The organism is Cyanobium sp. ATX 6A2, from assembly GCF_024346355.1.
In the GTDB taxonomy this organism is placed as follows: Bacteria; Cyanobacteriota; Cyanobacteriia; order PCC-6307; family Cyanobiaceae; genus NIES-981.
The window spans coordinates 43,018-62,962 of sequence record NZ_JAGQCU010000002.1 but is presented as its reverse complement, the minus strand read 5'-3'; the positions used below and the strand labels follow the sequence as shown (position 1 = coordinate 62,962).

Sequence of the window (19,945 nt, the reverse complement as noted above, 5' to 3'; positions counted from 1 at the left end):
GATCCGGCACCTGGGGGTGGAGCGGCTCGGTTCAGCTGGTGGGCGGAAGATCCGCACCGAGTCGGCGCGGGATCGCCTGCTCGAAGCTGGCCCGCAGCTCGGCGATGGGGAGATCCAGCACGGACTGATCACCCTGGCGCAGGCGGAGCCGCGGGGCGGCCTGCACGCTGCCCAGCCGGACGGCGGAGATGGGATCGCCAGCGGCGGCGGCCTCAAGGGCGGCCTGCCAGCGGTCGGCGCACCGCACCGGCACACTCACGAGGATGCGGGCCCCACCCTCGGCGAACAGGAGCCGATCCAGCCGGACCGTGCTGGCCGGCAGCTCCAGCTCGGCGCCGAGGGGCGCGGCGGCAGCGGAGGCGATGCAGCACTCGGCCGCAGCCACCGCCAGGCCGCCGTCGCTGAGGTCGTGGGCGGAGGCCACCAGGCCCTGGGCGATCGCCTGGCGCAGGAAGGCCTGCACCGCGCGCTCCAGCGCCAGATCGATCTCGGGCGGGCGCCCCGTGACGGCTCCATGCAGCCGCTCCAGATAGCTGCTGCCGGCCAGGCCCAGGCGCGGATCGGCGGGAGTCTCCCCCGTTTCCAGCGGCACCCCCAGCAGCCAGATGGCGTCGCCGGCTTCGCGCCAGGCCTGGCCGCGCACCTGGGCCAGATCGTGCACCAGACCCACCATGCCCACCACGGGGGTGGGGTGGATCGGCTGCATGGAGCCATCGGGCAGGCGGGTCTCGTTGTAGAGCGACACGTTGCCGCCGGTGACCGGCGTGTCGAGGGCGCTGCAGGCCGCCGAGAGGCCGCGGCAGGCCAGGGCCAGCTGCCAGTAGCCGGTGGGGGTTTCGGGGGAGGGGAAGTTGAGGTTGTCGGTGACAGCCAGGGGCTCAGCGCCCACGCAGCTGAGGTTGCGGGCGGCCTCGGCCACCGCCGCCATGGCGCCGCGCTCGGGATCGAGGGCCACCCAGCGGTTGGGGCAGTCCACCACGGCCGCCACGCCGCGGGTCGCGGGCGCCATGGCGCCCTCTCCCTGCTGGGGCCGCAGCCGCACCACGGCCGCATCGGCACCGCCGGGGGGCACCACGGTGTTGGCCTGCACCTGGTGGTCGTACTGGCGATACACCCAGCGCTTCGAGGCGATGGTGGGGTCGTCGAGCAACTCCAGCAGGGCCTGGCTCCAGCTGGTGGGCTGGCCGGCACGGACACCGGCCGCGGGGGTGATGCCCTCTGCAGCCGCAGCCGGCAGCTGGTCTTCGCTCCAGCGCCAGTGGGCCTGGATGGCGGCCGGCGGCTCGCTGATCAACTCGTGATGGTTGATCGGCGTGTCGTCAGCCAGGGCGCTGGCAGGCACCTCGGCCGCCACCTGGCCGTGCTGCAGCACCCGCACGATGTTGTCCTCCAGCACCCGACCCACCACGGCCGCCTGCAGGCCCCAGCGGCTGAACCGCGCCATCAGCGCCTCCTCCCGGCCGGGCTTGACCACAAACAGCATCCGCTCCTGGGATTCGCTGAGCAGGAACTCGTAGGCGGTCATGCCCGCCTCGCGCGCGGGCACCCGATCCAGTTCCAACTCAATGCCCAGGCCGCCCTTGGCGGCCATCTCCGAGCAGCTGCAGGTGAGGCCGGCGGCGCCCATGTCCTGGGCGGCCACCACATCACCGCTCTGGAAGGCCTCCAGACAGGCCTCGATCAGGCCCTTCTCCAGAAAGGGATCACCCACCTGCACGGCGGGGCGATCATCCAGGGAGGCCTCGGTGAGCTCGGCAGAGGCGAAGCTGGCGCCGCCCATGCCATCGCGGCCGGTGGTGCTGCCCACGTAGATCACCGGATAGCCCACCCCCTCGGCGCCGGAGCACACGATCTCCTCGGTTTCCATCAGCCCCAGGGCCATGGCGTTCACCAGGGGGTTGCCGGAGTAGCTGGGGTCGAAGGCCACTTCACCACCCACGGTGGGCACGCCCACGCAGTTGCCGTAGTGGGCGATGCCGGCCACCACGCCCTCCATCAGGCCCACATTGCGCTCGTCCTCCAGGGGTCCGAAGCGCAGGGCATTGAGCAGGGCGATCGGCCGGGCGCCCATGGTGAAGATGTCGCGCAGGATGCCGCCCACGCCCGTGGCCGCCCCCTGGAACGGCTCCACGGCCGAGGGGTGGTTGTGGCTCTCGATCTTGAAGGCCAGGCGCTGACCTTCGCCCAGATCCACCACGCCGGCGTTCTCGCCGGGGCCCACCAGGATGCGCGGGCCGGTGGTGGGGAAGCCCGACAGCAGCGGCCGCGAGTTGCGGTAACAGCAGTGCTCCGACCACATCACCCCGAACATGCCCAGTTCTGCCCGGTTGGGGGCGCGGCCGAGGCGGCGGCAGATCTCGTCGTAGTCGGCCTGGCTGAGGTTCTCCTTCTTGAGCGCCTCGGCGAGAGGGAAGTCGGGGGCAGCCACCACAGCCAGCGGGTCGGATCGCTCCAGTGTGGCCGAGCAGGTCGCGGCGACCGCTGCAGGGTGGGGTTCAGACCCGGCGTTCAGACCCAGGGGTCCCGGTCGGCGTCGGGGTCCTGGTCTTCACTCCACTCCTGCTCCCGGCGGGGAGGCTCCCAGTCCCAGTCGTCCTCGTCCCAGGGTTCGGACCCCCGGGGGTCCGAACCCTGGGGCCCGTAGCCGGAATCCGCCCCCGCGCCTTCCTCGGAAGCGAGGTCAGCGGGCCCGACGTCACCGATCCCATCGTCGCCGCCGACGTCGGGCTCCAGGCCATCGTCCTCGGGGGTCCAGATCCGCCGCAGCGGCTCCCCGCCCTCCCAGGGGGGCTCCTCCAGCCAGCCCTCCACCCGCGACTCCAGCTGCTCGCCCGCCACCTGCATCTGCTCACGCCAGCGCCGGGAGCGGCGCAGCAGGTCCTGGCGGACACTGGCCCGGGCCAGGGGCAGATCGTCGAGCCCCGTGAGCGCCGTGGACACCAGGCCAGGCTGCTGGTCGACGATGCGCTCGGGGCTGAGGCGCCAGCGGCTGCTGCCGGGCAGACGTGGATCGCTGCGACTCACCAGGTAGTGGCGGATGGCACCGGTGCGCAGCTCGATGGCGGCATCGACCACGGTGCCGATCGGCCGCTGGTCACGATCGAGCAGGGCGGCATCGATGAGGGTGGGCAGGCGCTCGAGGGTGGCCTGATCGGTGTCGGCCGGCTCGCCCTTCACCAGAGCCTCCAGCTCCAGCAGGCCGGCCAGCTGGTTGAGCCGCCACACCAGACGGCGGTTGCCGAACAGCGAGGGACGGCTGGCCCAGCCGAGCACGCGATGCACGGGGGGGTGCATCCAAACCGCCAGGCCACTGCCCCGCTCGAGGCCGTCGGGATCGCGCACCCGGCGCTTCAGCAGATCGCTGAGCAGCAGCTGCTCGGGAAGCGCCAAGGCGTCAGACGCGGATCTGCACCGGCATCACCAGGTAGGTGAAGTCGGAGTCATCCAGGGGCTTGAGCACGGCTGGGGTGGTGGGGGCATTGCAGTGCAGCATCACCTGCTCGCAGCCCATGGCCTTGAGGCCATCGAGCAGGTAACGCACGTTGAAGGCGATCTGGATGGGCTCCCCGCTGATCTCCGCGGCCACAGACTCCGATCCACTGCCCACATCCTGGGCGTCGGCCTGCACCTGCAGCTGACCGCTGCCGGCCTCGGTGCTGAGCTTGATCACGTTGTTGTGCTGATCGGCAAGCACGGCCACCCGCTCCAGGGCAGACACCAGAGCGCGGCGATCGAGGCTGATGCCCCGGCTGAAGCTCTCGGGGATGAGCTGGCTGTAGTTGGGGTAGGTGCCATCGAGGCTGCGGCTGGTAAGCACCTGGTCGGCCCACAGGAACACCACCTGGCCACGATCACAGAACAGGCTCAGGGGCTCGCTGGACTGGCGGCCCGACAGCAGCCGCTCCAGTTCGCGCAGGGAACGGGCCGGCACGGTGACCGCAAACGGCTCCTGCTCGCTCGCCTCCACCCCCTGGGCCAGCCGCAGCACGGCCAGGCGGTGGCCGTCGGTTGCGGCGCATTCCAGGCCCGCTCCCTCCAGCCTCAGGTGCACGCCGGTGAGCAGCTGCTTGGCCTCGTCGCCACTGCTGGCGAACAGGGTGGCCCGCAGGCCCTTCACCAGGGCCTCGGCCTCCAGGCGGATGGGCTGGCCGGTCTGCACCAGGGGCAGATCGGGGAAGTCCTCAGCGGCCATGCCCCGCATCTGGTAGGAGCCGGAGAGGGAGGTGAGCTCCACCTGCTCCGTGCCCTCAGGGCAGTGCAGGCCGATGGGGCTGTCGGCCGACAGGCGGGTGACGATCTCGCCGAACAGCCGGGCCGGCAGGGTGATGGCACCGCTGGTCTCCACCTCGGCCGGAAGGCTGGTCTGGATGCCGAGGCTGAGATCGAACCCGGTGAGGCTGAGGCGGCCGGTGCCGGCATCGGCGGTGAGCAGCACGTTGGCGAGCACCGGGTGGGTGGGACGCGCGGCAACGGCCCGGCTCACCAGCTGCAGGCTGGCGCTGAGTTCCGACTGGGAGCAGACCAGCTTCATGGGAGGGGGGTTCAGGCCGGACGCGGGCCGCTGGGCTGAAGGGCTCCCACGCTTCCACAGGCCGGCTGATTGCGCAACGCCGGACATCCGCTGTTGTGCGCCCGTCTACGGATTGAGAAGGATTGAACTTAAAACCAATCAATCCGTCGTAATAGGGCCTGCGGAAAGCGGGGAAAATGAGCCACCAGCGCTGGTGGCTCTGGGATGTTGGCGGTTGGATGCTGCGGAATCTCCGACTCGGAATGGGGAGATCGCCGGGTTTTCCCCGCTTTCCCGGGCCTGGGGAATCCGATGGCTCGCCAGGGCCATCACCACGCCCTCCGATTTCCCCCGATTCCGTCACCCTTTTCCACGACCATTTTCAACCGCCTTGTTGATTGGCACACGGGTCCTGCAGGCCAAAAAAAGCCCCCGCTGGGCTGAGGCGCATTGGCGGATGGGGGGTGGCGGTGCGAGTGCCGGGGGTGCCAGCGTTGCCGGCTGGGGCCTCAGAAGCCCATCACCTGGGCCACCTTGGCGGTGTCGGCCTCCAGGCCGGTGTGAAAGCGGGCCTCGTTGTGCTCGATGGCGGTGGTGGGGTCCTTGAGGCCGTTGCCCGTGAGCACGCACACCACCGTGGCTCCCGCCGGCACCTCCTGCCGGCGCTTGAGCAGCCCCGCCACCGAGGCGGCGCTCGCCGGCTCACAGAACACCCCCTCCTGGCTGCCGAGCATCTTGTAGGCGTCCAGAATCTCGGCGTCGGTGACGGCGGTGAAATCGCCGCCGCTCTCGCTGCGCACGGCCAGGGCCTTGTCCCGGTTCACCGGGTTGCCGATGCGGATGGCTGTGGCGATGGTGTCGGGTTGCTCCACCGTGTGGCCCAGCACCAGAGGCGCCGAACCGGCCGCCTGGAAGCCCATCATGCGCGGCACCGTGCGGCAGTGACCGGCGTCGCGGTACTCGTTGAAACCCATCCAGTAGGCGCTGATGTTGCCGGCGTTGCCCACCGGGATGCAGAGCCAGTCGGGCGCTTCGCCGAGGGCGTCCACCACCTCGAAGGCGGCGGTTTTCTGCCCCTGCAACCGGTAGGGGTTCACCGAGTTCACCAGGGTCACCGGATAGAGCTCAGCCACCTCCTGCACGATCGCCAGGGCGCGGTCGAAATTGCCCTGGATGGCGATCACCTCGGCGCCGTAGAGCAGGGCCTGGGCCAGTTTGCCCTGGGCCACGTAGCCGTCGGGGATCAGCACGAAGGCCCGCATCCCGCCGCGCCTGGCGTAGGCGGCGGCGGCGGCCGAGGTGTTCCCGGTGCTGGCGCAGATCACCGCCTCCGAGCCCGCCTCCCGGGCCTTGGAGATGGCCATGGTCATGCCCCGGTCCTTGAACGAGCCGGTGGGGTTGAGGCCGTCGTACTTGAGCAGCACCCGCACCCGGTTGCCCACCCGTGCCTCGATCGAGGGGGCTGGGATCAGCGGTGTGGCCCCCTCCCGCAGGCTGATCACCGGCGTGCGCTCGCTCACCGGCAGCCAGCGCCGGTAGGCCTCGATCAGCCCTGGCCAGTCCTGCAGGGTGGGCTGGGCGCTGCCGGGTCCCAAGCCCAGACGCCGCAGGGATTGGAGCAGGGGCAAGGGGTGTGGTGGACGGCTGTCTTGAATCTAGTTCTCGGCTCCGTTGGTGCCGCGCAGGCCGTCGAGGGGAGATTCGGAGAAGAAGCGCACCAGTTCGCTCACCGAGCTGGCGCGCTCGACCACCGCCAGCAGGTTGGGGATGTTCACCTCCAGCTCACTGGTGGGGTAGGCCCGCAGGAAGGAGATGGCCGAGAGCTCACCATCGCCTTCCACCAGTCCCATCACGATCGCCGAGCGCAGGGCCGGCACCCCCACGCCAGGGGCCATGAGGGGATGGAAGATCTGGGCCAGGCGGTCGAGCAGGGCCTCGCCGATGCGGGTGCCGAGCAGGCGGCTCACCAGGGTCACCGGCAGGCTGATCGACTGGTTGAGCAGATCCGAGACCATGGCGGGATCCTGTTCGCTGATACGGATGACATCGGAGAGCAGGCCCTGGGCCACGCCGGTTTCGGCCAGCAGTTCCAGGTCGCTCACCGGGATCGATCGCCGGAAGGCGCCGCTCACGAACACCAGATTTTCAGCGGCCTGAACGGCCGGGGCTGCCAGGCCCAGGCCCAGGCCCAGGCCGAGGATCGCGGCGAGCAGCCGGGAGCGATGGGATCGTGCCAGCTGCCGCTGGCGCAGGCGAAAGGTGGTCATGGGGCAACCCTAAGGGCTTTTCAGGCGCTGACCACCCCATGGGCTGGCCTCAGGGAGGGGTCCACGAGCACGTCGCGCAGCAGTCGCACCACCCCCCGCTCGGCCAGGCCACGGGCCACATCCACACCCATCCGGCGCAGTTCCCGCTCCCCCAGCAACCGCGGCAGACGCTTCACGAGCAGCTGGGGCTCGAACCCCGGCAGGGACCGCAGGATGGCCACCAGCTGGCGGATCGGCTCAAGGCTCAGCAGCACATCACCGGGACCCTCGGCTCGACGCCGGCGCAGGCCAGGAGGCTGCAGCCGCTCCGGCAGGCGCTTGCCCAGCCGCAGGGTGGTGTGCCAGGCCAGAGCGTCCACCCGGGTGATCACCGACTCCACCAGCTGCCGGCGCAGCAGGCCGCCGTTGGCGGAGAACAGGAAGTCGAGCACCTGATCGAGCAGGCTGTCGAGGTCCAGCTGCGAGCCCTGGGCGGCACTGGCGATCAGGTTGTCGAGCCGCTGCCAGCGGAACACCTCACCGTCGAAGAGCATCTCCTTGAGGCTCTGGCGCAGGCTGGGATCGGGATCCTCCATCAGCCGCCGGGCGAAGTAGGGATAGGCGGCGCCGAGGATCTTGAAGTTGGAATCCACGCTCAGGGCGATGCCCTCCAGGGTCACCAGTGAGCGGATGATCAGGGCGTAGTAGGGCGGCACCTGGAAGGGAAAGCGATACATCACCCCGGAGAGGTCGTCGGTGACGGCCTTGAAGTCCATGCGGCTGACGCCCATCTCCAGGGCCTGGCCGAACACGCTCTCGAAGGCCGGCACAATCGGCGCCAGGTTCACGTCCTCGGCCAGGAAACCGAGGTTCACAAAATCCTTGCTGAGCTTGCTGAAGTTGCGATTCACCAGGTGCACCACCGCCTGGATCAGGCCGGTGCGCGCCTCGCGGCTCACCGTGCTCATCATGCCGAAATCGAGGTAGGCGAGCCGTCCGTCGCTCAGGGCCAGCAGGTTCCCCGGGTGGGGATCGGCGTGGAAGAAGCCGTGCTCCAGCAGCTGTTGCAGACTGCAGTTCACCCCCACCTGCACCAGGTCATCGGGATCGACGCCCATCTCCCGCACCGCCTCCAGGCTGGTGAGCTTGACGCCATCGATCCATTCCATCGTCAGCACCCGCCGGCTGGTGGCCTGGCGGTGGATGCAGGGCACGGCGATGCGGGGGTTATGGGCGTGGAGCTGGGCGAAGCGCTCGGCGTTGTCGGCCTCGTTGAGGTAATCCATCTCCTCGAACACGCGTGCGCCCAGCTCGTCGATCAGCGCCACCAGATCGCTGCGGATCAGACGCACATTGCGGTTAAGCCAGGCGGCAAGGTTGCGCACGATGTAGAGATCGAGCGTGATCTGCTCACGCAGGCCCGGCCGCTGCACCTTCACCGCCACCCGCTCACCGCTGTGCAGCACGCCACGGTGCACCTGGCCCAGGGAGGCCGCCGAGATCGGTTCGCGCTCGAGGTCTGCGAAGATCTCCCCCACCGGCGCGCCCAGGTCCTCCTCGATGCAGGCCATGGCGAGCTGCGGGTCAAAGCCCGGCAGCTGGTCCTGCAGTTGGGCGAGTTCCTCCAGCAGCAGCGGCGGCACGATGTCGGGGCGGGTGGAGAGGGCCTGCCCAGCCTTGATGAAGGCCGGGCCCAGGGAGGCCACCAGATCGGCCGCTTCCCGGGAGCGGGCTCGGGCGTGCTTGGGGTTGTGCAGCCGCCGGGTGAGCTTGTCGAAGCCCACCCCCAGCAGAAACAGGCCGATCGGCACCAGCGTTTGCCACAGGCGCCGCAGCAGCCGCTCCGGCCGGCCGGCGTAGATGCGGGTGATGGCCGCCGGGTCGTAGGCCAGCAGCCCGGAGGCCTCGATGAAATCGGTGAGCTCACCACTGTCAGCCACGCCACCAGCAGATCCGGCTGATCCAGACGGGTGGGGGGGTGAGGTCTGGTGCACAGCGGCCTGCATGGCCGCCGCGGCCGATTCCAGAGCAGTGCGCTCGGAGGTGCTGGTGTCGTTGGGCTTGATGCTGGTGCTGGCCTCGGAGGCGGGGGAACTGCTCACCATGGTGTCGTCATCGATGGTGTCGGCATCGCCCCAGGGGCTGGGCTGGTTTCCTCTTCTAAACGACAGAAACTGCCGCTACGGTCGCTGCGTACACCTGTTCTATCCCGCGGCGGCCGTGCTCACCGGACTGCGCCTCGAGAACATCGCCCTGATCGAGCGGCTTGAGCTCGACTTTCAGGCCGGGTTCACGGTGCTCACCGGCGAGACCGGTGCCGGAAAATCGATCCTGCTCGATGCCCTCGATGCCCTGCTGGGCGGCGGTCAGCCCGGCGGCGGCAGCCGCCTGCTGCGTCAGGGCTGCCGCCAGGCCCGGATCGAGGCCAGCTTCGGGCTCACGCCGCCGCTGCTGGCCTGGCTGGGGGAGCAGGAGCTGGAGTGCGACGACGGCGAGCTGGTGCTCAGCCGGGAGTGGCGGCTGGGGGATGGCCGCCTCAGCAGTCGCCACCGCCTCAACGGCGTGGCCGTGAATCGCGCCCAGATTCAGGAGTTGCGGCCGCTGCTGCTCGATCTCACCGTGCAGGGTCAGACCCAGCAGCTGGCCCGTCCGGGTCAGCAGCGGCGCTGGCTCGATCGCTTCGGCGCTGAGGCCCTGCTGCGTGCCCTGGAGCCGGCGGCCCTCAGCTGGCGGGCCTGGCGGGCGGCCGCCGGCGCCCTGGGGCAGGCCCGCTCCCACTGGCAGCACCTGGAGCGGGAGCGGGCACAGCAGGAGCAGCAGCTGGCCGAGCTGGAGGCGGCTGCCCTGGATGACCCCCAGGAGCGCCAGCTGCTGCAGCTGGAGCAGGACCGCCTTGCCCATGGCGTGCGCCTGCAGGAGGGGGTGATGACGCTGCTGGGCCGGTTGCAGGAGGGGGCCGAAGCGGCACCGTCGGTGCTCGACCATCTGGCCGCCTGTGATCAGGAACTGCAGCTGATGGCTGGGCTGGATGGCTCCCTGGAGCCGCTGCGGGAGCGGCTGGCCGGGGCGCTTGCCGACCTGCAGGATCTGGCCCGCGAGCTGGATCGCTACGGCGGCAGCCTGGAGAGCGATCCCGAGCGCCTCGATCAGCTGCAGCAGCGCATCGCCGATCTGCGCACTCTGGAGCGCCGTCAGGGCCTGGAGCTGGCGGAGCTGATCGGCCTGCGCGATCGTCTGCGAGCGGAGCTTGCCCCCGGCGGCACCGCTGCCGAGCTGGAGCAGCTGGCGGCTGCGGAGGCCAGCGCCCGGGAGCGTCGTGACCAGGCCAATGCCGTGCTCAGCGCCGCCAGGGCCGCCGCCGCCGAGGCCCTTCAGACCCAGCTGATGGAGGCCCTGCGGCCCATGGGCCTGGCCCAGGTGCGCTTCGCGGTGGCACTCGAGGCCTGCGAACCCGGCGAGGAGGGGGCCGATGCCGTGCGGTTCCTGTTCTCCGCCAACCCCGGCCAGCCCCTGGCGCCCCTCGCGGAGGTGGCCTCCGGCGGGGAGATGAGCCGTTTCCTGCTGGCCCTGAAAACCTGCCTGGCGGCGGCCGATCCGCACGTCACCCTGCTGTTCGATGAGATCGATGCCGGCGTCAGCGGCCGCGTCAGTGCTGCGATGGCGGCCCTGCTGCAGCGGCTGGCCCAGCGGCGGCAGGTGTTCTGTGTCACCCACCAGCCCCTGGTGGCGGCCGCGGCCGACCACCACTTCCGCGTGTCCAAGCAGGTGGTGGACGGCCACACCCATACCCGTGTGTCCCACCTGCGGGACACACCCGCCCGCCGGAGCGAACTGGCCGAGCTGGCCGGGGGCGACGCAGACGCCATGCAGTCCTACGCCGCCAGCCTGCTGGAGCGTCAGCCGAGCTGATCGAGGCTCACGAACCGGTAGCCCCGCCGCCGCAGCTCCGGCACCACGGCCCGCAGGGTGTGCAGGGTGGCGGCGATGGTGTCGGGCCGGTCATGCAACACCACGATGGCGCCCGGATGCACGTTGGCCAGCAGGAACCGGCGCAGGAACCACAGCGGCGGCTGGTTGGTGTCGTAGGGAAACACCGACCCCAGCACCAGCCGGTAGCCCTCGGCGCTGACGGACTCGAGCATGGCCCGGTGGAACCGGCCGCCCCCGGGCCGGAACCAGCGCAGCGCCAGGGAGCGGGGAGCGGCCGCGCCACGCAGGGCGGCTTCGGTGCGGCGCAGCTGGTTGAGAAACCCCTCTGGGGGCAGGCGCGCGGAGATGCTGTCTTGCGCCATGTGATTGCCGATCTGGTGGCCATCGGCCAGGGCCCGCGCCACGAAACCCTCGCCGCCCCGGTTGAGGTGGTCGCCGATCAGGAACAGGGTGGCCGGTACCTGGAGCTGGCGCAGCAGATCGAGCAGCTCCAGGCTGCCGGCACCACTGGGGCCGTCATCGAGGGTGAGGGCCACCCGCCTGGCCCCATCCGCCCCTTGGCCCCGGGCGCAGAACAGCACCTGGGGGAGGAGTGGTGCCAGGAGCCTGCGGATCAGCCAGGAGATCCGCAGGCTGAGCAGCAGCAGCAGCCCCCAGGCCAGGGTCCGGGCCAGCCGCCCCAAGGGCTGTTCATACACCGTTACATTCACTGGGTATCTGCTCACGGTCGTCATGCCCTGGACCACCGCTGACATCCCTGATCAATCGGGTCGCCTGGCCCTGATCACTGGCGCCAGCAGTGGTCTGGGGCTGGAAACTGCCCGTGCCCTGGTGGCCAGGGGGGCCACCGTGATTCTGGGTTGTCGCTCCCGCACCAGGGCCGAATGCGCCCGCCAGGAGCTCCTGGGTGCCGTGGCCGATGGTGGCGCTGTGGATCTGCTCGATGTGAACCTGGCTGATCTGGCCTCGGTGCTCAGGGCCGCCCAGGAGCTCGCCGAGCGCTACGGCCGGCTCGATCTGCTGATCAACAACGCCGGTGTGATGGGGCTTCCCCGGGTCCTCACCCGCGATGGCTTCGAGCTTCAGTTCGGCATCAACCACCTGGGCCACTTCGCCCTCACCCAGGCCCTGGTGCCGCTGCTGCGCGGCCGGCCCGATGCCCGGGTGGTCACCGTGACCTCCGGCGCCCAGTACTTCGGCCGCATCGACTACGACGACCTTCAGGGTGAGCGCCGCTACGACCGCTGGAAGGCCTACGGCCAGAGCAAGCTGGCCAATGTGATGTTCGCCCGCGAGCTGCAGCGGCGCCTCGATGCCGAGGATGCCGGGGTGCGTTCCCTGGCGGCCCATCCCGGGGTGGCGCGCACCAACCTGCAGCCCGCGTCGGTGGCTGCAAGCGGGTCGTGGATTGAACCCCTCGCCTACCGGCTGATGGCGCCGTTGTTTCAGAGCGCGGCCATGGGCGCCCTGCCCCAGCTCCATGCCGCCACCGCCCCCGAGGCCAAACCCGGGGGCCACTACGGCCCCGATCAGTTCGGCGGCATGCGCGGCTGGCCCAGCGAAGCCCGCGTGGCTCCGGCGGCCCTTGATTCCCAGCAGTGCCAGCGCCTCTGGCAGGTGAGCGAGGAGCTCTGCGGGGCGGCCCGGGAGCGCCGTGCCCAGGAACTCGGCGACATCACCGTGGCGGCCTGAGGCGCCTGGCGCCATGCACACCTCTGCCATGCTCATGGCCACCTAACTGCCTCAGGCCCTGACCGTGTTGCCCGATCTGCCCCAGCGCCACTTCACCAACTGTTCTGGTGTTGCCTCTCGTGCAGCCCGGGTTGCTGCGACGCTGCTCTGCTCGGGGGGACTGGCCGCCGGTCTGTCGCTCCGCGCCACAGCCCAGGACCTGTTCATCTACCCCGCTGGCGGCCAGAGCGCTGAGCAGCAGCGGCAGGACAGCCTGGAGTGCCGGCTCTGGGCGATGGACCAGACTGGTTTTGATCCCACCGCTCCAATTCCAGACACCCCCTCCCAGATCACACCGGAACCACGGGCCAGGAACCAGGGGGCGTCTGATGTGGCCCGCTCCACTGCACGCGGTGCCTTGGTGGGCACGGCCGCAGGCGCGATCATGGGGAACACCGGGCGTGGCGCCCTGGCCGGTACCGCTGGTGGTGCCATCGTCGGAGCTGGACGGCAGGTGGATCAGAGTCGCGACCGCCAGCAGGCCTCCCGCGACCTGCAGCGGCAGCAACGGATTCGCGAAGCCGAGCAGCAGCAGTTGCTGCAGTACCGCCGCCAGGCCTTCAACCGTGCCGTGACCGCCTGCCTGGAAGGCCGGGGCTACACCGTGAGCTGAGGCTGAGTTCTGAGCGGTCCACCTCAGCGCCCCAGCAGAAAGCGCAGCAGCGACAGGGCGATGATCAGGCCGATGCCGCCGTTCCAGATCCACCCCTGGTGACGGCTGAGGCTCTCCAGCCAGACCGGCAGCCGGCCCTGGTTGCCCTCCAGCAGCACGGTGCCCAGCAGCAGCAGGGCCAGGGGGATCACCAGGACCAGGAACAGGGTTTGGCTCACGCGCTGGGGTTGGCCGGCCTTCCGTTCGATGCTGGCAGCAGCCGGGGATGGCGCAAGCGGTAGCCGAGGTCGTGCAGCCGCTGGTTGGCAATGCGCCGGTTGGCCGGGGTCCGTTCCGGCCTGGCCTGCGGGTCCCAGCGCACCGGCTCCAGACCGGCGGCCGTGAGCACCCTCTCGCAGAGCTCACGCACCGTCAGGGGCTCGTCGTCCACCAGGTTGACGATGCCCTCGAGGCCGCTGTCCACGGCCCAGGCCAGGGCGCCCACCACGTCGTCGCGGTGAATCCAGCTGGTGAAGCTGGCCCCGTCCCCCGCCCGCGTGCTGCCCGCCAGTCGGTGCAGGCGCGGCTCCAGCTCCCGGCCGGGGCCATAGATCGCCCCCAGCCGCAGGATGGCCACGCGCCGCTGCCCGTCCCCGCAGGCCTGCAGCCGCTGTTCGCTGGCCAGCAGGATCTGGCCATGGCGGTCGCGGGGCACCGGCGGGGTGGTCTCATCGACCCAGCCTCCGCCGGCGTCGCCGTACACCGAGCAGCTGCCGGTGTAGATCAGCTGGCGCAGTCGCGGCAGCCGCGGCAGCACCTGCTCCAGGGCCTCGAAGCTGCGCAGGTAGGTGGCCTCATAGGCCTCCGCTCCCACCTGGCTGGTGCCGGTGGGGGCCAGGCTGAACACCGCCACTTCGCTGCCCTCCAGCGCCGCCTGCAACCCCGCGGCATCGGCGCCCTCGAGCACATGCACCGCATCGGCGAGCGCTGCCAGTTCGGCGCGCCGCTGTGGCGAGGTGGTGGTGAGCTGCAGCTGGTGGTGCCCCTGCTGCCGCCAGTGGCGAGCCAGGGCCGTGCCCACGTAGCCGCAGCCCAGGATGGTGATCCGCATCGACGCTCCGCGTCGCAGAGGCGACCCTAGGAATCCCGCTCCAGCCCCGCCATGACCGGTCACGACCGCCAGTGGGAGCTCAACCGCCGCAATTTCCAGGGGCGCTGGTGCGGCACCAGCCACTGGTATCGGCGCCCGCGCGAGGGGGACGCCGCGGCCGGGCCCCTGGATCTCGCCCACCCCAGCCGCACGATCACAGACACCACCTACGCCATCAGCTTCAGCGACGCGGACACGGGCCTGTGGGATGGCAGCGGCCTGCTGCTGGCCCCCGGCGGGCGCCGGCGGTTGCCGCTGTCGCGCTCCACCTACAACCGTGGCGGTATGTGCTGGCAGTTTGCCGGTGCCGGCGGGCAGTCGAGCCTGGCGCTGGACCCCGCCCAGCCGCGCTTCGGCCATGAGCTGAACCTCTTCCACCGCCGCTCCCGCTCCATGCTGGTGCTGCTCTATGCCCCAGTGGGCAGCGGCGAGGCCCTGCGCTGGCAGCTCGATGCGCTGGCGGCGGTGGCCTTCCGCTGCAGTCTCTCCAGCCCTGCCGATCCTCCGCGCCCGCCCGCCACCGCCTGGCGCCAGCTGCTGGCGGAGCAGGAGGGCTGGCCGGGGAGCGTGGAGCGCCTCGAGCCCCACCGCTGGCCGGCGGAGGATCCGCCGCCCCAGCCCTGCGCGCCCTTCCGCGCCGCCCACTTCGCCCTGCACGAGCGCACGGCCGGCTTCGCCGATGGCCTGGTGTGCTCTCTGCCGGAACAGCTGCCGGCCGGGGCGTTCGTGCTGCAGGTGGGTTGCCGCCTCGATGCCGAGCGCTTCCACCAGGTGAGCCTGCGCTTCGACGGCGATCAGCGGCTGGCGGCCTGGGAGCTGCGCCGCTTCCGGCGCCCCTGAGCGACGGCAGCGGCGCTCCTGCCTACGGTGAGCGCCATGCCCGCGACCAGCGATCCCAGCGCCTACCTCGAGCTGCAGGCCGTGGAGGCCTGGCTCGGGCCAAGGCCGGTGTTCACCGACCTCAGCCTGTGCCTGCACCGGGGCGAGCACACCGTGATCCTCGGTCCCAACGGCTCAGGCAAGAGTTCGCTGGTGAAGCTGCTCAGCCGCGAGCTCTATCCGGTGGTGAAGCCAGGCTCGTGGCTGCGGATCTTCGGCAGCACCACTGTGAATCTCTGGGAGCTGCGCGGGCGCATCGGGCTGGTGTCGCCGGATCTGCAGGCCCAGTACCGGCCCCAGGTGAGGGCAGCCGATGTGGTGCTCTCGGGGTTCTTCGGCTCGGTGGGGATCGGCCGCAGCCAGCAGCCCACCACCGCCATGGCCGAGCGGGTAACGGCCCTGATGGCGCAGCTGGGTCTGGCGCAGCTGGCCGAGCGGCCCTTCGGCCAGCTCTCCGATGGCCAGCGCCGCCGGCTGCTGCTGGCCCGGGCCCTGGTGCACGGGCCCGAGGTGCTGGTGCTCGATGAACCCACCAACGGCCTCGACCTGCAGGCCAGGCACCAGCTGCTGGGGCTGCTGCGGGATCTGGCCCGATCCGGCACCACTCTGTTGCTGGTGACCCACCAGATCGAGGCGATCATCCCCGAGATCCGCCGCGCTGTGCTGCTGCGCGAGGGCCGGGTGGTGGGCGACGGCCCGGTGGAGGAGCTCCTGCGCGACGGCCCCCTGAGCGAGCTGTTCGCCACGCCGTTGCGGGTGTGCAGCGCCAATGGCTACCGCCAGGTGCTGCCGGCGGAGTGAGCGCCCCAGCTGGGCCTAGCAGCAGGTCTGAGCAGCGGGGCTGCGGAAATGAGCACAAGCACCCATCCCTGCGCTACGCGCCTATCTCAATTCAACGCTACCGTTATGAGCAGGCAGGTTCTGGGTCCCGCCTGCTCGTTCTTCCCCTGTTCTCCGTTCTCATTCCCGTCATGGTTTCAACGTCCCTGGCTCCCAAGCGGAGCCACCCCTGGGAGTCCTTCAAGGACTGGATCACCAGCACCGACAACCGCCTCTACATCGGTTGGTTCGGGGTGCTGATGATCCCCACCCTGCTGGCGGCAGCCAGCTGTTTCATCATCGCCTTCATCGCCGCTCCCCCCGTTGACATCGACGGCATCCGCGAACCCATCACCGGCAGCCTGCTCTACGGCAACAACATCATCACCGCGGCGGTGGTGCCCAGCTCCAACGCCATCGGTCTGCACTTCTACCCGATCTGGGAGGCCAGCAGCCTCGATGAGTGGCTCTACAACGGCGGCCCCTACCAGCTGATCATCTTCCACTTCCTGATCGGCATCTATGCCTACCTGGGTCGGGAGTGGGAACTGAGCTATCGCCTGGGGATGCGTCCCTGGATCGCCGTGGCCTACAGCGCCCCAGTCGGTGCGGCCACCGCCGTGCTGCTGGTGTACGCCATCGGCCAGGGCAGCTTCTCCGACCCCATGCCCCTGGGCATTTCCGGCACCTTCAACTTCATGCTGGTGCTCCAGGCCGAGCACAACGTGCTGATGCACCCGTTCCACATGATCGGCGTGGCCGGTGTGTTCGGCGGCAGCCTGTTCTCCGCCATGCACGGCTCCCTGGTCACCAGCTCGCTGGTGCGTGAGACCACCGAAACCGAGAGCCAGAACCGCGGCTATAAGTTTGGCCAGGAAGAGGAGACCTACAACATCGTGGCGGCCCACGGCTACTTCGGCCGGCTGATCTTCCAGTACGCGTCCTTCAACAACAGCCGCAGCCTGCACTTCTTCCTGGCCGCCTGGCCGGTGGTGGGGATCTGGTTTGCCACCCTGGCGGTGATCAGCTTCTCGTTCAACGTCAACGGCTTCAACTTCAACCATTCGGTGCTCGACCACCAGGGCCGTGTGATCAACACCTGGGCCGATGTGCTCAACCGTGGGGGTCTGGGCATTGAGGCCATGCACGAGCGCAACACCCACAACTTCCCCCTCGACCTGGCGGCTGTGCCGTCTGAGCCCATGGCCCTCAGTGCTCCGCCGATCGGTTAGTGCGGCTTTGAACCCCGTCCAGCCGATGCCATTGGTATCTCCAGGATTCCTACCGATTCGCCCATGGGTTTCCTGGCGAGCCTTCCGTTTATACCGGCTGCGCGGATCCCTTTCCTCGCCCAGCCAGGCTTTATGCCCTTCGCCCTGAACTTCGTCCACCCTGTGCTGATGTGGGCACTGCTTCCCCTGCACGTGGCGATCAATGTGGTGCTGCTGCTGTTTGGCTGGCAGGCGGTCAGCGGTATTGCCATCGTCCAGAAGTTGCTGACTTCAGGGACGTCGCCAGCGTTCACCAACGCCTGAACCCATGACCTCCATCTTCCAACTCCCGCGGCTGGCATGGCTGGCCCTCTCCTCCCTGCTTCTGGTCGTTGCTCTTGTCGGGCTGCCGGCAGCCTTGCCCCCTGTGGCTCTGGCGGCAGAGGCCCCTCTACCGCACGATTCTTCGGCTCTGGCCAAGGCCGTGGTGGAAGTGGAACAGCTTGACCAGATGCGCATTGCACTGGCCTCCACCCTTGAGGGCGTCAGCGACGAACCCACCATCGAAACAATGAAGGAGGTCTGCAAGCCCGTGGGCATGCGGGCCATGGCGATCGGCAAGGACAACGGCTGGCAGGTGCGCCAGGTGGCCACCAAGTTCCGCAACCCCGACCATGCACCCGCCGGCCCCCAGGACAGCCAGGTGATCGATCTCTTCGCCAGGCATCCCGAGATCACGGGCCTGTGGGAACCCGCCACGGCTGCGCAGGGAGCCGGCCTGAACTATTACCGGCGCATCAATGTGGAGGCCAGTTGCCTGGCCTGCCATGGCACAAGAGACAGCCGGCCGGGCTTCGTGAAGGCCAACTACCCGAACGACAAGGCCTTCAACTTCAAGCCCGGTGATCTGCGCGGCATGTATGCGGTGTATTTGCCGGAGTTGCAAGAAGCACTTGCCACCACTCCCTGAGCTGGTGAACACCTCCCAACAGCAGATCTCTCGGTACGCGCTTTGAAACGACGTTGTCATCATCCGGTCAGTCTGCCTGAGCTGTGGGACGTGATGTCAGCGTCGCTCTGCGGCTTTGCTCTGGCAATCTATATGCTGATCGGATTGAACTCAGGGTTTGCGGCTGCAGCCACCATTGGGACAGCCCAATCTGATGATCAGGCGCTTGTTCATCCCGAACTCGTGTCCCCATTGGAGCGTGCTGTTGATCACTATCTCAGCTCGATCCCGGCTGACTATTATGCGCTAGGCACGGTTGGCGCCTTGAAAAACTTGATCGACGGCTCAACCCCTTTCCTGATTGATGTGCGGAGTTCGTCCGAGTACAAAGCCGGTCATATCGCTGGAGCCATCAACATCCCCCTTCAAGAGCTCGACCGGCATCTGGATGCTATCCCGACTGATCGAGAGGTTGTGTTGTACTGCTCGACGGGGTATCGATCTGCGATGGGTGTGATGGCGCTTCGTCTGCAAGGCTTTACCGATGTGAAGGGCTTTCCACCAAGCTTTGCTGGCTGGACAACAGCTGGAGAGCCCGTGTCATTGTCAGAAGGCCTTGCCAGGGCTCAGCCCTGATCGTCACGCCGTTGCACAGACTCTAAACTGTGAAGCTCCATGGCCTGATCGGGGGTGAGATCGAAGTTCAAGATACCTGTGGATGTGGGGACTGTGAAATGGAGAGGAAGCGCCTCACTTGGGCGAGGTTGCAAGGCGTTGATGTCGAACTGAGCCGAACCGGATGGAATCGGCGATTGACCTCTCTGAACCAGTTCTTCACTGCGGTTGGGCAACCTCCACTCCTGGCCCGTTGAATCGCTCAACAGCAGTTGTTGCTGGTGATCCAGTGTTGTATTGGCATCCAGCGCATTGAGGCGGATTCGAAGACCTGCGGGATACTCCGGGAACGGCTGCTCGAAGACTTGTGCATTGAGGCGATGGCCAGCCCCATCGTGGAGAGACCAGCTCTCCGCCGCCATGACAGGAAGAGCTCCCAGCAGAACAGCCAACAGACAGGGCAGAACGCTGAGTGCCGATCTCTGCAGGAACGCTGAAAGGCGGATGGGCAACCTCATGATCTACTTCAACTATAGGTGAGCTAATGATAAGGCGATAGACGGGTTGACGGTGTCTTTCTTTACAGAAGAATGCCAAGCAACTCACCACTGCTGGTGTCCTCAGGTGGAGGATCAAATCTGACTTGCCTCAGAATACGCTGCCGTAACCATGACTAGACTTAGAGAGTACAGATGAATCAGAGCCATGAGTCTTCCTTTTGCTTCATTCACGCTTGGAATCATGCGGCGAGTTCGGCGGATTCTCGCAATTGGAGGTGCTGGGATGCTCGCAGTGGCGCTCCTTCTGGCTTCACCTTTCTTCGCCCCGTTGGCAGCCTCGGCAGATACAGCAGGAAACTGGTTTCTTGACGACGGTTCTGGGCACCGGCTGGGAGGAATGCTCTTTGAGCGCTCGGATGTCAACGCTCCGTCTGGCCTGCGACTGCGACTGAATGCTGAGTCTTCCGGGCTGAAGCTGGATCACGCCCTGCCTTTGATACTCACTGATGGCAATCAGCAGACCTGGAGCCTCGCCAATCGCAGCGAGGAGTTGTTGATCAATGCAGGTGGCGCCATCCCGGCCGATTCAGCCCAGTACGAAGCGGGGTGCCTCAGTCCGATTCCTGACGATGGCATCGCGATGCAGATGATCGTGCCGAGTTCAAAGGGTGAGCTCAGTTTTGCTCTGGCCCCCGGGCAGGTTCAGACGCTCCATTCCCTGACGGCAGCGTGTGCCAGCTAGATCCTGGACCAACTGTCTTCCAGGTGCCGCGGCCAACCCTTTTCGCCGCTGTGTCCGACGTCGTGCCGCCG

General features: G+C 68.5%; 20 protein-coding genes. 10 read left to right on the top strand and 10 right to left on the bottom strand.

Translation table 11 applies throughout. The features are described from left to right. Positions 1-31 precede the first annotated feature (31 nt). From purL to KBY96_RS02890, 6 genes are all read right to left on the bottom strand, one after another. Complete coding sequence (gene purL / locus KBY96_RS02915; protein ID WP_254977721.1) at positions 32-2,431, bottom strand: phosphoribosylformylglycinamidine synthase subunit PurL; 2,400 nt, start codon at positions 2,429-2,431, stop codon at positions 32-34. Positions 2,432-2,508: 77 nt separating this feature from the next. After that, positions 2,509-3,390 (bottom strand): RNA methyltransferase, encoded by an 882-nt coding sequence (locus KBY96_RS02910; protein ID WP_254977720.1) that lies wholly within the window; start codon positions 3,388-3,390, stop codon positions 2,509-2,511. 4 nt (positions 3,391-3,394) lie between these two features. Next, on the bottom strand, positions 3,395-4,531 hold the full coding sequence (dnaN, locus tag KBY96_RS02905; RefSeq protein ID WP_254977719.1) for a DNA polymerase III subunit beta: 1,137 nt from the start codon (positions 4,529-4,531) through the stop codon (positions 3,395-3,397). A gap of 488 nt (positions 4,532-5,019) precedes the next feature. Beyond that, positions 5,020-6,138 (bottom strand): threonine synthase, encoded by a 1,119-nt coding sequence (gene thrC, locus KBY96_RS02900; RefSeq protein WP_396122234.1) that lies wholly within the window; start codon positions 6,136-6,138, stop codon positions 5,020-5,022. Positions 6,139-6,165: 27 nt separating this feature from the next. Then, the gene (locus KBY96_RS02895) at positions 6,166-6,777 is read right to left on the bottom strand and encodes an alpha/beta hydrolase (protein WP_254977718.1); all 612 of its coding nucleotides are present in this window, start codon (positions 6,775-6,777) and stop codon (positions 6,166-6,168) included. 20 nt (positions 6,778-6,797) lie between these two features. Further along, positions 6,798-8,861: an AarF/ABC1/UbiB kinase family protein gene (locus KBY96_RS02890; RefSeq protein ID WP_254977717.1), complete on the bottom strand. Its 2,064-nt coding sequence runs from the start codon at positions 8,859-8,861 to the stop codon at positions 6,798-6,800. A 115-nt stretch (positions 8,862-8,976) separates the two neighbouring features. Between KBY96_RS02890 and recN the strand changes: the two genes are divergently transcribed. Next, complete coding sequence (gene recN / locus KBY96_RS02885) at positions 8,977-10,665, top strand: DNA repair protein RecN (RefSeq protein WP_254977892.1); 1,689 nt, start codon at positions 8,977-8,979, stop codon at positions 10,663-10,665. Here recN and KBY96_RS02880 read toward each other — a convergent pair. Further along, positions 10,653-11,411 (bottom strand): polysaccharide deacetylase family protein, encoded by a 759-nt coding sequence (locus KBY96_RS02880; RefSeq protein WP_254977716.1) that lies wholly within the window; start codon positions 11,409-11,411, stop codon positions 10,653-10,655. The two genes, recN and KBY96_RS02880, sit on opposite strands and share 13 nt — an antisense overlap. Positions 11,412-11,418: 7 nt before the next feature. Here KBY96_RS02880 and KBY96_RS02875 point away from each other — a divergent pair, with 7 nt between their 5' ends. Next, the gene (locus KBY96_RS02875) at positions 11,419-12,378 is read left to right on the top strand and encodes an oxidoreductase (protein ID WP_254977715.1); all 960 of its coding nucleotides are present in this window, start codon (positions 11,419-11,421) and stop codon (positions 12,376-12,378) included. A 67-nt stretch (positions 12,379-12,445) separates the two neighbouring features. After that, positions 12,446-13,030 (top strand): hypothetical protein, encoded by a 585-nt coding sequence (locus KBY96_RS02870; RefSeq protein WP_254977714.1) that lies wholly within the window; start codon positions 12,446-12,448, stop codon positions 13,028-13,030. A 23-nt stretch (positions 13,031-13,053) separates the two neighbouring features. Here KBY96_RS02870 and KBY96_RS02865 read toward each other — a convergent pair whose 3' ends face one another. Further along, the gene (locus tag KBY96_RS02865) at positions 13,054-13,248 is read right to left on the bottom strand and encodes a hypothetical protein (protein WP_254977713.1); all 195 of its coding nucleotides are present in this window, start codon (positions 13,246-13,248) and stop codon (positions 13,054-13,056) included. Then, positions 13,245-14,120 (bottom strand): NAD-dependent epimerase/dehydratase family protein, encoded by an 876-nt coding sequence (locus tag KBY96_RS02860; protein ID WP_254977712.1) that lies wholly within the window; start codon positions 14,118-14,120, stop codon positions 13,245-13,247. The genes KBY96_RS02865 and KBY96_RS02860 overlap by 4 nt, the downstream gene beginning before the upstream one ends. Before the next feature lie 51 nt (positions 14,121-14,171). On the opposite strand from KBY96_RS02860, the gene KBY96_RS02855 reads away from it, so the two are divergent. The 6 genes from KBY96_RS02855 (at position 14,172) to KBY96_RS02830 (ending at position 18,653) form a co-directional block, all read left to right on the top strand. Continuing rightward, positions 14,172-14,999, top strand: a complete 828-nt coding sequence (locus KBY96_RS02855; RefSeq protein WP_254977711.1) for a hypothetical protein — start codon at positions 14,172-14,174, stop codon at positions 14,997-14,999. 36 nt (positions 15,000-15,035) lie between these two features. Beyond that, positions 15,036-15,839, top strand: a complete 804-nt coding sequence (locus KBY96_RS02850; RefSeq protein WP_254977710.1) for an ABC transporter ATP-binding protein — start codon at positions 15,036-15,038, stop codon at positions 15,837-15,839. Positions 15,840-16,009: 170 nt separating this feature from the next. Beyond that, a complete protein-coding gene (gene psbA, locus KBY96_RS02845) occupies positions 16,010-17,089 on the top strand; it encodes a photosystem II q(b) protein (RefSeq protein ID WP_254977709.1) in 1,080 nt (359 codons plus the stop codon). A 63-nt stretch (positions 17,090-17,152) separates the two neighbouring features. Next, a complete protein-coding gene (locus tag KBY96_RS02840) occupies positions 17,153-17,392 on the top strand; it encodes a hypothetical protein (protein ID WP_254977708.1) in 240 nt (79 codons plus the stop codon). A 4-nt stretch (positions 17,393-17,396) separates the two neighbouring features. After that, positions 17,397-18,038, top strand: a complete 642-nt coding sequence (locus KBY96_RS02835) for a DUF3365 domain-containing protein (protein ID WP_254977707.1) — start codon at positions 17,397-17,399, stop codon at positions 18,036-18,038. A gap of 93 nt (positions 18,039-18,131) precedes the next feature. Beyond that, positions 18,132-18,653, top strand: coding sequence for a rhodanese-like domain-containing protein (locus KBY96_RS02830; RefSeq protein WP_254977706.1), 522 nt, complete (start codon positions 18,132-18,134; stop codon positions 18,651-18,653). On the opposite strand, the gene KBY96_RS02825 is transcribed toward KBY96_RS02830, so the two are convergent. Next, positions 18,644-19,084 carry a DUF3122 domain-containing protein gene (locus KBY96_RS02825; RefSeq protein ID WP_254977705.1) on the bottom strand — a complete coding sequence of 147 codons (441 nt, stop codon included), beginning with the start codon at positions 19,082-19,084 and terminating at the stop codon, positions 18,644-18,646. The genes KBY96_RS02830 and KBY96_RS02825 overlap by 10 nt on opposite strands. 253 nt (positions 19,085-19,337) lie before the next feature. On the opposite strand from KBY96_RS02825, the gene KBY96_RS02820 reads away from it, so the two are divergent. After that, positions 19,338-19,874, top strand: coding sequence for a DUF3122 domain-containing protein (locus KBY96_RS02820; RefSeq protein WP_254977704.1), 537 nt, complete (start codon positions 19,338-19,340; stop codon positions 19,872-19,874). Positions 19,875-19,945 lie beyond the last annotated feature (71 nt).

Bases quoted from the DNA above. Each gene is read 5' to 3' on its own strand.
- dnaN (WP_254977719.1), bottom strand. From the start codon at position 4,531: ATGAAGCTGGTCTGCTCCCAGTCGGAACTCAGCGCCAGCCTGCAGCTG.
- KBY96_RS02895 (WP_254977718.1), bottom strand. From the start codon at position 6,777: ATGACCACCTTTCGCCTGCGCCAGCGGCAGCTGGCACGATCCCATCGC.
- KBY96_RS02890 (WP_254977717.1), bottom strand. From the start codon at position 8,861: ATGGTGAGCAGTTCCCCCGCCTCCGAGGCCAGCACCAGCATCAAGCCC.
- KBY96_RS02875 (WP_254977715.1), top strand. From the start codon at position 11,419: ATGCCCTGGACCACCGCTGACATCCCTGATCAATCGGGTCGCCTGGCC.
- KBY96_RS02860 (WP_254977712.1), bottom strand. From the start codon at position 14,120: ATGCGGATCACCATCCTGGGCTGCGGCTACGTGGGCACGGCCCTGGCT.
- KBY96_RS02855 (WP_254977711.1), top strand. From the start codon at position 14,172: ATGACCGGTCACGACCGCCAGTGGGAGCTCAACCGCCGCAATTTCCAG.
- KBY96_RS02850 (WP_254977710.1), top strand. From the start codon at position 15,036: ATGCCCGCGACCAGCGATCCCAGCGCCTACCTCGAGCTGCAGGCCGTG.
- psbA (WP_254977709.1), top strand. From the start codon at position 16,010: ATGGTTTCAACGTCCCTGGCTCCCAAGCGGAGCCACCCCTGGGAGTCC.
- KBY96_RS02840 (WP_254977708.1), top strand. From the start codon at position 17,153: ATGGGTTTCCTGGCGAGCCTTCCGTTTATACCGGCTGCGCGGATCCCT.
- KBY96_RS02835 (WP_254977707.1), top strand. From the start codon at position 17,397: ATGACCTCCATCTTCCAACTCCCGCGGCTGGCATGGCTGGCCCTCTCC.
- KBY96_RS02830 (WP_254977706.1), top strand. From the start codon at position 18,132: ATGTCAGCGTCGCTCTGCGGCTTTGCTCTGGCAATCTATATGCTGATC.
- KBY96_RS02820 (WP_254977704.1), top strand. From the start codon at position 19,338: ATGAGTCTTCCTTTTGCTTCATTCACGCTTGGAATCATGCGGCGAGTT.